We start from the raw sequence: 15,000 nt of genomic DNA on the forward strand, positions 1-15,000 counted from the left end.
CTCCATTTACTTTTACTTCACTTTTCCATTAATATCCAAACTTCAATTACAACAATTAAGTAAAAAAATGGATCAGGACTTAACTTTGCAGGATGCGAACTATCTTAATAAAGAAGATAAACGAACCCTTGCCCTTTCTTCATTGGGCGGTGCTTTAGAGTTTTACGATTTCGTGATTTATGTGTTTTACGCCAAAATCATTTCCGACCTCTTTTTCCCAAGCACACTCAGCCCATTTTGGGCCATGCTTAACACTTATGGCATTTTCGCAGCAGGTTACTTTTTTAGGCCATTAGGCGGAGTTGTCATGGCCCATTTTGGTGATCTGGTCGGGCGTAAAAAATTGTTTTCGCTTTCTATTTTGCTAATGGCGCTACCTACTCTGTTTATCGGGATATTGCCGACCTTTGAAAATATTGGATATTTGGCCCCCCTACTTTTATTACTTATGCGTGTGGTGCAAGGTATTGCGATTGGGGGTGAAATTCCAGCCGCATGGACCTTTGTGTCTGAACATGTACCCGAAAGAAAAGTTGGTCTGGCAAATGGTTTATTGACTGCTGGACTGTCTCTAGGAATTTTACTAGGCGCGCTGATGTCTCTATGGATTTCACTGAATTTTAGTGAAGGACAAATCCATGACTGGGCTTGGCGTATTCCTTTCATTGCAGGTGGTATTTTTGGTCTAGTCGCACTTTATTTACGGACTTATTTAAAAGAAACGCCTGTGTTTAAAGCTATGCAGGCACGTAAAGAAATTTCAAAAGAAATGCCTGTAAAACAAGTCTTAAAAACGCATAAAACAGCCGTTGCGATTGGCATGTTATTTACGTGGTTTTTAACCGGCTGTGTAGTGGTGGTGATTTTAGCCATGCCCAATTTATTGATTGGTTCATTTGGCTTTGAGCGCGCGCAGACTTTTGAAATGCAAAGTGCGGCCATTGTCATGCAAATGGTCGGTTGTATTTTGGCAGGCTATTTTGCTGACCGTTTTGGCTGTGGCAAAGTCATGATGGTCGGCGCGCTTGCCGTTGCACTTACAGCAGCAGTTTTTTATAACAGTTTAGGACATGCCGCACATTCAACCATTTTTGGTTTATATATGCTGTTGGGTCTATGCTCTGGTACTGTCGGCATAGTGTCGAGCAGTATGGTCAAAATGTTCCCCGCGCCTGTGCGTTTCTCGGGCATTTCATTTTCTTATAATTTATCGTATGCAATTGTTGGTGGTATGACACTGCCTCTCGTTCATTGGCTCAGTCAATATAGTGATATTGGTGCGATGTATTATATTTTCGCGCTGACCATTTTGGCCTTTGTGACTGCTTTTGTATTTTGGAATAAGTTTGAAAAAAACAGATATTAAACGCTTTAACTTATTAAATAAAAAACCACGCCGATTGCGTGGTTTTTTATTGCTGCTTACTTTAGAAAGTAAAGCCAATATTAAAGTTAATACGATATAACCATTTATCGCTGTTTGGCGAGCTTGCAGAGGTATAACCCGTTGAGTTTGTAGAACCACCAATAATGTTGGAGTTTTTACCCCACGTATAATCTGCCCAAACCATAAAGGGTGAAGCAATAAACATCATACCTGTAGTGTTCATTTGCGAGTCGGACCAATCATCACGTTTTTTATCAAGGTAACTATAGTCATTATAAAACTTAATGGATTTTAGCTTACCCATATTGGTGACAGGCAACGTATAGGCAAGGTTTAAACTGGCAATCGTACCTTCCGAAGCAATGAAATAAGCAGGTGTAAGGCCGTTTGCTCCCATCAAAGTCATATCACTATTTACACCATCTGGATTTTTAGCATCGTACTGATAGTGAATGACCGAGCTTTGTAAATTAAAGCGTTTGTAGTTGTTTTCGGTGTGCAAACCGACTGCATAATATTTGCCGTCTTTATCGGTAATATCATTATGCAACTGAGCAATTGCACCCGATACACCGAACTCTTGCTTACCGAAATCAGTCTCTAACTTGCGAACAATACGGGTATTCACCTGATTGCGCTTTTCATTTTGATAGGCTTTTTGAGATGGAAATGCATTTCCTGCCAAGTCATCATAAGTTGCACTTTCAGGTGAATAACGCAAATTCGTCTCTAACATTTGCGGGTAATACCCGAGTTTTAAATCCCAATCTTTGTCGTGATAATTCCAGTTAATCCCCGGTGCAATATTGTTGCCATAGCCTAAAAAGAATGGAATGTGATAGGTCCAGCCATTTTGTGGGTATGGATAAATCGTGAAAGGTTTATAGACAAGACCTGCTTCAATGCTGTTATTGGCATCTAAGTTATAGCCGACATATGCTTTTTCAATGGACGTTTTCTGTTGGTCTTGAAACATATAACTGGCATTGATGTAGGCATCATCAAATTTACCTTTTAGATCAACCCTGAAAATATCAAAATGGAGCTTACCAAAACCACGGTTTGGCCCTTCCCAATCTTCATAGCGTTGATTTAACCGAACCACCCCACCTAACTTTAATGAGTCGGAGCCGTCATCACTTTTCCATTCAAGCAATGAATCTTTTGCAAATGCATTGACGCTTACCCCCAGCGTAAGCGGTGCAATGAATGCCATGATCAATGAAGTCTTTTTCATCTCTACATCCTTGATTGAGTTCCAGCGTCCTGCTGGAACTTTATTTGTTTTACCTGTAAAACTTAGTTTTTATTGTTTTTTAGACAAAAAATTTTATCTAAAAAAAGGATGGCTTAGCAGCTCCCATCGCATATGTACTAAGCCATCCAAACTGGTTAATACAGTTTCTTTTGCGGTGGACCCGCGAAGTTTAATGGTCCAATCGAGTTCATATCGAGCTCAATCACGGTTGGCCCTTCAAAAGCAACAGCCTCTTGAATAACCGTTTTAAACTCATCTGCACTACCCACTTTCCAGCTCTTCACACCCATTGATTCGCCAAGAAGTTTGTAGTCAGGCGTATGCAATTCATTGAAATACTGACGACCACCAAAGTAGTTATTTTGAATGCCGCGCATTACGCCATAACCACCGTCATTCATAATCATTAAGACCATGTTGGTGTTTTCTTGCACCATAGTTGCAATTTCACCAATACCAAGCATTAAGCCGCCATCACCGACTAAACCAATTACTTTTTTGTCAGGGTTAGCAACCGAAGCACCGATTGCAGTTGCAAGGCCTAAACCAATTGCGCCTGCAAGTGAGTGGATGTTTTGGTTTGGTGCTTGTACAGAGAATAAACGACTACCCCATGTGCTTCCCGACATGGTGATGTCACGTACAAAAATACCGTCTTGCGGTAATGCTGCACGCAAGTGATCACAGATTAAAGCGTATTGGTCGATTTGTTTGCGCAGTGCATCAATTGCAGCCTGTTTTGCTGCCACTACAGCAGCATCGTAATCGGCATCAACTTTTGAGGTTCCGTTAAGCTGTTCCAACACACGTGTTAAGACATCTTTGGCATCGCCACAAATGAAGTTGCGGATTTTGTAATTACGTTGCTGAGCCACTGGGTTGGCATCTACCTGAATAATATTTTCAGGGAACTCAACCGAATAGGTTTTAGTTTCATTACTACGTAAACGAGAACCCACAACAACCATCAAGTCAGCATCTTTTAATAACTGCTCAACACCTGCCGAGTTATGGAAAGCACCTAAACTACGTGGGTGATCATCTGCCAAAACACCGCGGCCGTGCGTAGACGACACAACCGGAATACCTAAATCTGCAATTGCTTTAACTTCAGCAACGCTATTTAAAGTTCCACCGCCAATCCAGAAAATCGGGCGTTTTGCTTTTTTGATTTCACTGACAAGAAGATCAATTTCAGCTTGCTCTGCCTGTGGCAACTCAAGTGCTTTTACTGGCCCAAGATTAAGTGGCAAGTCAATTTCTGCTGCTTGTACATCAATTGGTAGCTCAACACTTACTGGTCCCATTGGAACCGTAGTTGCGACACGGATGGCTTCACGAATCACACCAACTGCATTGTCTGGACTTGTAATGCGGAATGCCGCTTTGCTTGATGCACGTAAAAACGTAAGTTGGTCTTTGGTTTCATGGATGAAGCTTGCATCGCGGTCGAGATATTCACGCTCAACTTGACCTGTTAAATGTAATACAGGGCTACCAGCATTCATTGCTTCAATCAGTGAACCTACCGCATTACCTGCACCAGCACCTGTACTGGTTAAGGCTACCCCTAAACCTTTAAAGCGTGAGTGTGCATCTGCCATGGTGACTGCACCCGCTTCACCACGTGCTGCAACAAAGCGCATTTTTTCACGGCGCCCTACTGCATCGGCAATAGGTAAATTGTGGATGGAAATAACACCATAAATACTATCAACTTGGTGCGCTTCTAAAACTCTTGCGATTGCTTCGCCTACATTTACACGTTCAGTCATGTCTGTTCCTCAAAATTTGTTTTCAGTCCTTGAATTTATTAATCGCACCAAGGGTTAGGCTGTTCATTCAGCCCCATATAAATACTCTTTTGTTGCATGTACGATAAAATGCCCAAACGGCCTTTTTCGCGCCCGATTCCACTGTCTTTAAAGCCACCAAACGGCGCACTAATCGAGAATTTTTTGTAGGTATTAATCCATACCGTTCCTACTTCTAATGCACGTGCAATACGCCAAGCTTTGCGATAGCTTTCAGTCCAGATGCCTGCGGCAAGACCAAAACAACTGTCATTGGCTTGGGCAATTAAATCTTGCTCGTTGTCATATTTCATAACGACTAAAACAGGGCCAAAAATTTCTTCCTGACAAGTTTGAGCACTGTTATTTAAGCCAGTAATAATCGTTGGTAAGTAATAACTTCCTTTGGCATAGTCACCAGTCGTAAGTGCTTCACCACCAATCAGAACTTGACCTCCTTCACTTTTGGCAAGCTGTACATAGCGGTCAACTGACTGCAAATGTTTGTCATTCACTAGTGGCCCTAAATGCACACCCGCCTGGTCTGGATGGCCCACACGTAAGCCTTTGGTAATTTCAACCAAACGCGTTAAAAACTGATCGTAAAGACTGCTATGAATAAACAAGCGAGAACCTGCAATACACGCTTGGCCTGCTGAGCTAAAAATACCGTACGCAACACCTTTAGCAGCCAGTTCAACATCTGCATCCGGCAAAACGATGGTGGGTGACTTGCCACCTAACTCAAGCGAAGTAGTAATCAGTTTGTCTGCGGCAATATGTGCCAAATGACGACCCGTGGTTGTTCCACCTGTAAAAGAGATTTTACGAACCAACGGGTGCTGAGCAATTGCATCACCAATCACTGAACCACGCCCAACCAACACACTAAGTAAACCTTTTGGTAAGCCTGCTTCTTCAAAAATTTTGGCAAGCTCTAAAGCAATCAGTGAAGTTGCTTCTGCTGGTTTTAACACCACTGCATTTCCCGCTGCCAAAGCTGGAGCAAGCTTTTGAACTTCACTCGCAATTGGAGAGTTCCAAGGGGTAATAGCTGCCACAACGCCCACAGGTTCATGCACACTCATGGTCATAAAGTCTGGAGCACGTTGAGTAGTGAGCTCATCGTTCAACGTTTCACATGCCGCCGCAACATAACGTGCAGTCGCCGCAGCGCTCATCACCAAACCGCGAGTTTCGGTTAAAGGCTTCCCATTATCGCGGGTTTGTAATTTCGCTAACTCATCTACACGTGCCTCAATAATGTCTGCAACTTTGTAGAGAATACGTGCGCGCTCATGCGGTAAGCTGTTTCTCCAGCTCGGCTCACGCCAAGCCTGATCCGCTTTTTCAATTGCTTCATTTACATCATCAAGCGTTGCCGTTGAAAGCTCAGCATTTACCGACTGATCTGCCGGAAACAGGCTTTGAATGACTGCACCACGGCCTAAACGCCATTCACCTGCAATATAAATTTCCTTTGCCATGATCAAATCCTTCTTAAATCTGTATTGCTTCTACACTGTTGCGACAAGCACGAATCACGCTAAGCGCAGCCAAAGTTGATGTTTTCGGGTTACTTGGCAACGGCACGCCCACCAGTTCAATGGTCATTTGCCCAAAGCCACCTTCTGCCACAATGGTGTGTTTGTTTTTGTTGATGGTTGGATCAACAGTTAACTCAACCATGGTTTCGTCCATACCAAGTCCTGCCAGTGCAATCGTTGCTGCAACGTTGGCATTGGCAGGAAATTTAGTCGCAGCTTCGCGGGCAGTTCCTGTAAAAAAGACCGTAGGTTCTGAAACATGGTCTAGATCGACCAATTGCTCTGCATAACTGCCCTTCCAGCTTTTTGGGCTTTTACAGCCTTTGTAAGTGACTTTTTGCAAACCACCTTCTTTAGCCGCAGAAATACCGTCAATGCCTGCGATAGCCCCTGCAAGTAAATGCAGATGTGCATCATTTTTTTCGGCAGTTTGCTTAAGCTGAACCAAAAATTCGCTATCAGCCAAAGTACCCACCGAAATCAGACCAATGGTCCAGCCTTTCGCTAAAACTTTTTGAGCATGCTCTTTCACTGCTGCTTGACCTGCCACTTCAATGACATAGTCTGGCGTACCATCACATTGCTCAATATCTGAAATCACCTGAATCTCTGAAGAAACTTGTGACTGCACTTTTTCAATACTGCGAGATGGCACGACAATCCATTTGAGTTGCAGATCTTGGGGCAAATGGGCATACACTTCTGCTGCCATTGCGCCAAAACCAATCATCATCAACTTTTTCATGACAGCACCTGATATTTATAAATGTTTGTTAAAACCACCTGAGACATCTATTGCCGAACCTGTGGTATAAGATGCCAATGGTGATGCCAAGAAAACTAAAGCACGTGCAGGCTCTTCTGGACGGCCTAAACGCTGCATTGGGATACCACGATTTTTTGCGATATTGCCTGTCCATTCTTCCCATGACAGATTTAAATCTGAACGGGTTTCATAACGGCGTTTCCACTGCGCAGATTCGACCATTCCGAGTAAAATCGAGTTCACGCGAACGCCATATTGAGTAAACTCATGTGCCAAAGAATGGGTTAAGTTCAACAGTGCAGCGCGTGCAGATGACGTCGCAATCATGTGTGGTTCTGGTTGCAATGCCAGTAATGAGTTCACATTGGTAATTGAGGCATTTGCCGACTGTTTTAAGTCGTCAAGAAAAGCCCGTACCGGATGTAAAACACTGAAATATTTCAGCTCGATTTCTTTCATCCAGTCTTCATCTTGCGTATTTTCAAAATTTGAAACACGGCCTTGTCCAGCATTGTTAATGAGCATGTCTACATTGCCCAAATTGAGTTTGACGTCTTTAGCAAATTGCTGAACTTCTTCTTTTTTCAAAACATTACATGCTTTGGTAAAAATATTGGCATGTGGAAATTTTTCTAAAATATAGTGCTTTGAAGCATTTAAACGCTCTTCATCGCGACCACACCAAGCAACTTTTGCACCCTCTGCAACCAGTATTTCAACAGCAGCCAGCCCAATCCCAGATGAGCCACCGGTAACAACTGCAACTTTTCCTTCAACTTGGAAGCTCATAATCCTTAATCTCTCTTACGATTGTTCCTGAATCGTCAACATAATTTGGTTAAATGCTTGCGGTTGGTCGACATAACTTAAATGTCCTGCATCTTCTATGACGAAGGGCTGTTCCAACTGCAATTCCTGAGCAAGCTCTTGTATACCTAACGCAGGAGTGATTTGATCTTGCTGCCCTGCAATGACTGTGCATGGGACTTTTAAATCGGTTAAGTAATTACGTATTTCGTCATATGCCAGTAAGTACGATGCATGTGTGAAACCCTGTTGGGTCAACTGCTGCATCACCTCTGAAACTAAGGCTAAGGCTTGTGGCTCTTGTTTATAAATCAAATGAGGTCCACGGCTTTCGGCCATTCCTTTAGCGCCTAGTTCTTTCAACATTTTTGGTCTTTTTTCAAAAACCTGAATTTGTGTTTGTTCATCGTGGCGTTGGTAGCCTTGAGCCAAGTTAGCAACAACTAAGTGCTTCACTCGCTCTGGGTAAAGTGCAGCAAATGCACTCGCCTGTAAGGCACCTAATGAGTGTCCTACCACAATTGCTTTTTCAATTTTTAAAGTATTGAATAACGCTGCCAAACGCTTTGCGTAATCGGTAGCATTCGGTTGATCCGTTAAAAGTTCATCTGATTTGCCATAGCCCGGTGCATCCCAGGCAATGACATGAAAATGATGAGACAGCACTTCAAGTTGGTTCACCCATGAAGCAGAACCTGAACTAATGCCATGCAACAGCACAAGGTACTCGCCCTGACCGGCTTCCCGATAAGCTTGTTGCTGACCTTGAACAGTCACGGTTTTCACTGGAAATTCTGCTAACTTTTCAATGAGTGTCATCATTTTCAATTCTTTCCTTCATTCACTTCATCAAACAATTAACGTTTGATTTGAGACAATGGATGCGCTGGTGGATAGTTCGGAATGGTTGGTTTACCTGTTCCCAACATCACACACATCAAGGCATCTTCTTGACCTGGGTTAAACAAACCACGGTAGATTCCCGGTGGAATTGAAATCAGGTCACGCTCTTTTAAACGGGTCTCAAATTTTTCGCCGTTGTGCTCAATGAATAAATCAATTTCGCCACGAAGCATAAAGAACACTTCTTCAACATCGTGGTGAATGTGCAAAGGACCTTCACACTGTGCAGGCAAAACCAGTGTGGAAAATGTGAAGTTTTCTGCTGGAACAGTGTTACCGTCATTTGCAACACCTGTTGCACCCGTACCCATGTAACGCATTTGTGCACGGCGATACTTAGGGTCGTAATCTGCTTGGAACTTCAAAGCATCAAAGTCGTATTTACGTGTCTCAAAGCGAGCAATACGCGTATTTAACCAATCTTCTAAAGAAGCACCCTCTGGTTGTGCCCACGATTCGAATTGTTGTGTAGTCATTTTTAAAACTCCTATACAGTGAATTAATAACGTTTTAAAAGAGGAACCAAGAACAAAGACCCAATGACAGCGACAGCAGCCAAGAAGCTAATTCCTAAATTAAAACTATGTGTTTGCATCACGATGTAACCGATAAGAACAGGCGCAATTGCACTTGCAAAATTACCTAAACCGTTAAATATTCCACCCGCAGTCGCCCCTACATTTGAGGTGGTTACTCGGGCAAGCAAAGCGAATACTGCTGCTACTCCAAAACCCCACGCCATCGCACTTAAAGACATGGCAGCAATAATCAATAATGGTTGAGTCATAATGACCATCACATACATGAAGATGCCCGCGAGTAATAAACCGCTAAAGACTTGAATTGCTCGGCGGCCTAACTTGTCAGATAAAAACGCACCGATGATTTCGCCAATTAACATGGCAATGAATGGAAAGCTTGAATACATCCCAAACTCTTTGAGATTGAATCCTTTGTCTTGCATAAGATAAGAAGGAACCCAACTGTTTAAGCCCCACAAATACGTCATCAATGCAATGTTAAATAGACACACCAACCAGAATGCACTGTTGCTTAAGAGCAATTTAGTATTGGCAATGTGACCTTTGAAATTGGTACGTTTACTCTCACCATCAATTTCGACAGTTTTCTTGAGCTGCAAGTTACGTAAACCAAAGACAATGCTGAAAATGGCAATGAGTGTTAAACCAGCCATAACAAAAAATGTGGTGTGCCAGTCATGGTGCGCTAAAACATTTGCAGTGATCGGGAACCCAAGGAATGCACCAATCGGCGTTCCAAGTAAGAACATGGTAGAAGCACGTGCCTGTTGATGGTCTGTATAAGTCTGCTTAACAATGGTATACGCCAAGGCAAATAGCGGGCCTTCTGCTAAACCGAGCAGTACACGTAAAATCAACATGCCTGAATAACTGGTGGTGAAGCCCATGCAAAACATGAGTAAACCCCAAGAGGTCACACTCCAGAACAGCATTTTCTTTGGGTTAAAGATGTCACCCAAGAAGCTTAGAAAGACCGATGAAAAGCCATAAGCAAGCAAGAAACTTGTCATAAGCCATCCAAGCTTGGCCTTATCTTCAGCAATTCCCATTGCACTTTGAAAATGAGGATCTGAAAATAAAACCGCAATACTAATCTTGTCGAAAAACGCCAGTACCACACACACCATAAGGACAAAAGCAGGTACCCAATGCTTTAATCCACTTTTTTCTTCATTACTCATGTGTCATTCCTTCGATTTGGTAATGAGAACCAGATTTAATGTTTACGGTTTTAACTTCATGACATTAAATTCAGAATCTGCTAACAGTTTTGGATCTAAAATGGTGTTGGCTTGCATCCAACGTTTTGCCAGTTTGACCAGTTTCGAATCATTAATGGCAATCATGTTCAGCAAACGATTTTCATGATCCAGATATAAATAGCTCACCTGATCATCACCGCCTTGGCGAATCACCAACTCTTTTGTTTGTTCAGGCTGATAAGTCCCTAAAATTTGAATATTGAAGTGATATTGATCAGACCAAAGCCATGGAATATCGCTATATTCAGTTTCAATTCCGAGCATCGATTTCGCAGCGGCAATCGCCTGATTTTGTGCATTTGCCCAAGACTGAATGCAATAACCCAAGCCTGGATGAATCGCGACATCACCTGCGGCATAAATGTTTTGATCTGAGGTTTGCCCAAAACAATTCACCACAATGCCATCTTTCACATCGAGACCAGCGTGCACACCTAACTCTTTGGCAATTTCAGCACCAGCACCTACTACAACACAGTCAAATAACTGACTATTTTGAGGATGATTCACCACTTCAACTTTTTGATTAGGTGCTTCAACCAAATGAAGGCTCTTACTGTCTAAGTGAATTTTTGTGCCTTGGGTCTCATGCATATTTTTTAAAAATGTAGAAACTTCCGGACTCACACTTCTTGCACATAAACGGTCACCATATTCAAAAATATGAACATCTTTACCTTGCTTACGTGCAGTTGCAGCAATTTCTAAACCAATCCAGCCACCGCCAATTACAGCGACATTTTTTGCATTCTTTAAAATTTCAGCCAAACGTTCACAGTCTTGCACATTGCGTAAAGTCACAACATTTGGAATGAACTGCCATGTATTGACCGGTACACGTGCACGGCTTCCGGTTGCAATCAACAATTTGTCATACGGCAAAACTTGGCCACTTTCTAAATGAACCTGTTTTTGCTCACGATCAACTTTTGTCGCAATTTCTGGTTTATGCCATTGAACGTTGAACTCTTGAACCTGTTCAGGTGAGAACAGATTCAAACTTTCATAAGTAGCTTCTTTTGAAAGTACTTGCTTAGACAGTGGTGGACGCTCGTAAAACACCTGGTCTTCATTTGAAACCACGTGAATTTCGCCCACATAACCATTTTGGCGTAAGGTACTTACTGCCCAACCCGCTGCCTGTCCGGCACCTACAATTACGATCTTTTCCATAGCCATCTTCCTTGTTCAGCCATACCTGTTAAACAGGCTTCACCTGACGGCGGGTTGTGTCATCAAGACCACCTTCAATCGCCCATTCGGTGAAAAGCTCTAGACGATGCTCTTCTACACGTGGCTGCCATTCTTCTGTCAAATAATCATCGTTGGTGTAATATTCAAATGCACCACCCAATGGTGAGTTGACGTACCAGAAATAAGCAGAAGAAATTGGGTGACGTCCCGGTCCAATAAAGGTTGACCATTCCGAACGATTCATATTTAAACCGCCCCCAATCACCTCATGGATATCACGTACTACAAACGCAACGTGATTTAAGCCAGCAGGTTTATTTGGAACACTCAGCAAGAATAAATCATGGTGATAACCTTCACCGCGGCAACGTAAAAAAGCACCGCGATTTTTGTAAGCATCCGATAAATGAAAGCCTACTTTTTCAATATAGAAGTTTTCAGTTGTTGCCAAATCCGGTGTAAAGAACACCACGTGTCCAATCGCAACAGGCTGACCTTTTTCATAGACAGGACTTGCTGCATTAACACGTTGAATGTTGCCGTACTGGTTAATACCTTCCGTTTTGAGCTCAGAGACATCTTTAACAAAACTTTGTTCAAAACGAATCGTCATGCCATTTGGGTCAAGACACTGAACTGTATGTTCAGAACGTTTAAAACCTTCTACATCAGCCAAACGAGTTACCAAGTCTTCAAGGTCTTGAGAATTATCAACACCCCAAGTGACTTCACGTAAAGTTGAGCCTTGTTCAATCGCAGGTGGCAAACGATCATCATCACAATTAAATAGATAAATCTTGCTGCCATTTTGAGTTTGGTATAAATCTGTACCTTCAATATCCGAAGTACTTTGGCTTAAACCAAAATCTGCTAGAAACTTGTTTGAAGCGGCTCTATCCTCAACTCCAAACTTTAAAATCTCGATCCCTGTAATCATTTGACTACTCCTTAGTTAAAGACAAAACCGCCATTGACCGGAATATTTTGACCTGTCACAAAAGAGGACAAATCCGACAGTAGATACAATGCTGTTCCATTTAAATCTTGTGGAAGTTGCTGACGTTGAATCGCTCTTCCATTGACATATAAATCGTGACGTTCTTGAGGCACATACTCGGTTGCTTCAACCAGAGTAAGTCCCGGTGACAATGTGTTGACACAGATATTAGATTGTCCCAACTCTCTTGCCATTGAACGCGTCATGGCAACAATTGCACCTTTACTTGCAACATAAGCCATCAGGTTTGGTGCGCCCCAAAGTGCTGTATCGGAAGCAACATTAATGATCTTACCTGCAGCCGATTGCTTTAAATGGGGAACACATGCCTTACTGATGAGCCATGTGCCTTTCACATTAATATTCATGACCCGATCCCAAAGTTCAGGATCGTAATCAATCATATTTTTTCCACCCACATTGGTTGCCAGTGCCGCGCAGTTCACAAGGCCATCTAGTCCTTGGAGTACGTCAGCACTTTTTGCAACCGCATTTTCAATAGAGTCTGCATTGGCAAGGTCAACGGTAACAGCATGAACATTCAGTCCTTGTTTTTGCAAAGCTTGTGCTTCTTGTTGTACCAAGTCAGATAAAATATCTGCCATCACAACCTCAGCACCAGCCTCGGCAATAGCTTGAGCAAAATCTCGGCCTAAACCACGTGCAGCACCAGTCACTAAAACTTTTTTGCCTTGCAACAACGCTACATTAGCCATGAGCTTCTTCCTGCATCTCAATACGGTTTGATGCATTTAGCGCAGCAATTTTCTTTAATTGCTTTTCAGCTTCTTTTTTCATTAAACGACGTAAACGAGCAAGGCCAACATCGTGTTGATAGAGGAATTCTTGTTCACGTGCATTTGGCGCAAGATTTTCTAAAATAATTCGGTCTTGTTCCAATACATCCCAATGCAACTGCTCTAAATGATTGCGATACAAGAAGCGCCATACATTACGTTGCCAGCCACTCACCTTACGGCAGCGCCAGAAAAATACGCGGGTATTGTTAGCATCAATTGGCGTTGCATAGCCCACGATCCAGAACTCACCACCTGGGCCAAATTGTTTGCGGTATGGAATTGACAGACGTAACCAGCTCGCACCTGTTGAACCATATTCAACCCAATCGAAGTTCACACCTAATTGACCTTCTTTTTCAAAAATAAAACCATTATCGGTGGTGCGATGTTTCATCTCTGCGGTACGATCACCATCTGCCATCGAGTGCGATGTCGCATGTAAATAACTACCATGCATTGGGTCCATCACGTTATCAATCGCGTATTGATGGTTTACTTTCCAGTCTGCTTGGCAAAGGAAGGCACTCCACTCTTCACTGGCAAGTTGCTCTGGGAACTCAAGCGGTGCTGGTTGTTCATTTGCATCAATACCAAACCAGATGAAGATTGCACCATGCTGCTCAATTACTGGATAGTTCTTTAAGCATTTAGTTCCAGTCATTGGACATTCATGAACTGCTGGCACATCGGCAACCACACCATCAGCACGAACTTCAACACCGTGATACCAACAAGCAACTCGGTCACCCAAGTTCCAACCGAGGGAAAGACGAGCGCCGCGATGCGGACAGCGATCTTCAAGTGCATGAACCTGCCCTTCAGCATCACGCCAAACCACAATGTTTTCGCCTAAACGGGTAATTCCGACCGGATTAGCAGCGACTTCCCAACTTGCCAAAACCGGATGCCATTGGTCACGTAAACCAAGTTCTAAATATTCTTCAGCACTTTGTGAAGTTGATACGATTGCGTTCATTTTATTCTTCCCTGAATCAATAACCTAAACGTTGCATTTCTTCTGTAAAGCTTGCAGAAGTCCATTCATCACCAGATTCACAGCGGAAACCCTGTTGATTAAGTGCAGAAACAACATCATCTAGCGCTGTTGCACCCGCAGAAAATGCTTGAATTAAGTTCTTTACAAAATCTTGCTCGTAGAGAGTCGGTTCTTTATAACGTGTCTGCCAAACCAACAATTCAGATTGACCAGGAATTTGAATATTGTTGATACCTGCTTCGGTTGCTGGCGTTGCATGAATCCAGCTTGCTAACCTTTCATTAAATGTCTTCATTGTTCTGCTTCCTTGTACATGTGAGGACTAGAGTTGAATTTGAATATCCTGTCCTTCAACACGAACTGGGTACGTACATAGGTTTCTACACCCGGGCCCACTTTTTAGCTCACCTGTCTGAATGTCAAAAATTGCTTCGTGCAATGGACATTCAACAGTTTGATCTTCGATAAATCCTTCCGTTAATAAGGCATACGCATGAGGGCAAACATTTTCGATAGCGAAGTAATTTTCATCGACAAAAAATACGCCAATTTTTTTTCCTTCAACTTCGATAGCCTTCGGCTCATCTTCGCTAACGTCACCCTGCTGACAAACTGAGATCCAACTCATACTTTGCGTCCTCATTTTGTTTTATATACAAAACTTAATTTCATTTTCAAAACACAAGCAAAGAATAATACTCTTGGTTAATTTTTGTCAAAGTAAAAATAATGATAAAAATCATTCTA

At 42.6% G+C, this 15,000-nt stretch carries 15 protein-coding genes; 1 reads left to right on the plus strand and 14 read right to left on the minus strand.

Features of this window, described 5'->3' with window-relative positions; genetic code table 11:
- Positions 1-67: 67 nt before the first annotated feature.
- Entirely contained in the window at positions 68-1,366 is a 1,299-nt protein-coding gene (locus tag F985_RS17390; protein ID WP_004703148.1) for an MFS transporter, read from the plus strand.
- Between the two features lie 61 nt (positions 1,367-1,427).
- Here the strand turns inward: F985_RS17390 and F985_RS17395 are convergent, their stop codons facing one another.
- The 14 genes from F985_RS17395 to F985_RS17460 form a co-directional block, all read right to left on the minus strand.
- On the minus strand, positions 1,428-2,624 hold the full coding sequence (locus F985_RS17395) for a hypothetical protein (RefSeq protein ID WP_004703151.1): 1,197 nt from the start codon (positions 2,622-2,624) through the stop codon (positions 1,428-1,430).
- 155 nt (positions 2,625-2,779) lie between these two features.
- Positions 2,780-4,420: a thiamine pyrophosphate-binding protein gene (locus tag F985_RS17400; RefSeq protein ID WP_004703153.1), complete on the minus strand. Its 1,641-nt coding sequence runs from the start codon at positions 4,418-4,420 to the stop codon at positions 2,780-2,782.
- A 38-nt stretch (positions 4,421-4,458) separates the two neighbouring features.
- A complete protein-coding gene (locus tag F985_RS17405; protein ID WP_004703154.1) occupies positions 4,459-5,925 on the minus strand; it encodes an aldehyde dehydrogenase in 1,467 nt (488 codons plus the stop codon).
- 13 nt (positions 5,926-5,938) lie between these two features.
- Positions 5,939-6,730 (minus strand): aspartate dehydrogenase, encoded by a 792-nt coding sequence (locus F985_RS17410; protein WP_000735783.1) that lies wholly within the window; start codon positions 6,728-6,730, stop codon positions 5,939-5,941.
- A 15-nt stretch (positions 6,731-6,745) separates the two neighbouring features.
- A complete protein-coding gene (locus tag F985_RS17415) occupies positions 6,746-7,540 on the minus strand; it encodes an SDR family oxidoreductase (protein ID WP_004703156.1) in 795 nt (264 codons plus the stop codon).
- Between the two features lie 15 nt (positions 7,541-7,555).
- Complete coding sequence (locus tag F985_RS17420; RefSeq protein WP_004703158.1) at positions 7,556-8,380, minus strand: alpha/beta fold hydrolase; 825 nt, start codon at positions 8,378-8,380, stop codon at positions 7,556-7,558.
- Between the two features lie 35 nt (positions 8,381-8,415).
- Positions 8,416-8,937, minus strand: coding sequence for a cupin domain-containing protein (locus F985_RS17425; RefSeq protein ID WP_004703159.1), 522 nt, complete (start codon positions 8,935-8,937; stop codon positions 8,416-8,418).
- 23 nt (positions 8,938-8,960) lie between these two features.
- On the minus strand, positions 8,961-10,184 hold the full coding sequence (locus tag F985_RS17430; RefSeq protein WP_004703161.1) for an MFS transporter: 1,224 nt from the start codon (positions 10,182-10,184) through the stop codon (positions 8,961-8,963).
- Between the two features lie 42 nt (positions 10,185-10,226).
- On the minus strand, positions 10,227-11,438 hold the full coding sequence (locus F985_RS17435; RefSeq protein ID WP_004703163.1) for an NAD(P)/FAD-dependent oxidoreductase: 1,212 nt from the start codon (positions 11,436-11,438) through the stop codon (positions 10,227-10,229).
- A 28-nt stretch (positions 11,439-11,466) separates the two neighbouring features.
- Complete coding sequence (locus F985_RS17440) at positions 11,467-12,396, minus strand: VOC family protein (RefSeq protein ID WP_004703164.1); 930 nt, start codon at positions 12,394-12,396, stop codon at positions 11,467-11,469.
- A gap of 11 nt (positions 12,397-12,407) precedes the next feature.
- On the minus strand, positions 12,408-13,172 hold the full coding sequence (locus tag F985_RS17445) for an SDR family oxidoreductase (RefSeq protein WP_004703166.1): 765 nt from the start codon (positions 13,170-13,172) through the stop codon (positions 12,408-12,410).
- Complete coding sequence (locus tag F985_RS17450) at positions 13,165-14,232, minus strand: aromatic ring-hydroxylating oxygenase subunit alpha (protein WP_004703167.1); 1,068 nt, start codon at positions 14,230-14,232, stop codon at positions 13,165-13,167. Before F985_RS17450 ends, F985_RS17445 begins: the two co-directional genes overlap by 8 nt.
- A 16-nt stretch (positions 14,233-14,248) precedes the next feature.
- Positions 14,249-14,548, minus strand: a complete 300-nt coding sequence (locus tag F985_RS17455) for a recombinase-like helix-turn-helix domain-containing protein (protein ID WP_004703170.1) — start codon at positions 14,546-14,548, stop codon at positions 14,249-14,251.
- A 27-nt stretch (positions 14,549-14,575) separates the two neighbouring features.
- Positions 14,576-14,881 carry a non-heme iron oxygenase ferredoxin subunit gene (locus F985_RS17460; protein ID WP_000118513.1) on the minus strand — a complete coding sequence of 102 codons (306 nt, stop codon included), beginning with the start codon at positions 14,879-14,881 and terminating at the stop codon, positions 14,576-14,578.
- Between the last annotated feature and the right edge of the window lie 119 nt (positions 14,882-15,000).

The sequence above is a fragment of the Acinetobacter seifertii genome, from assembly GCF_000368065.1.
Lineage (GTDB): Bacteria > Pseudomonadota > Gammaproteobacteria > Pseudomonadales > Moraxellaceae > Acinetobacter > Acinetobacter seifertii.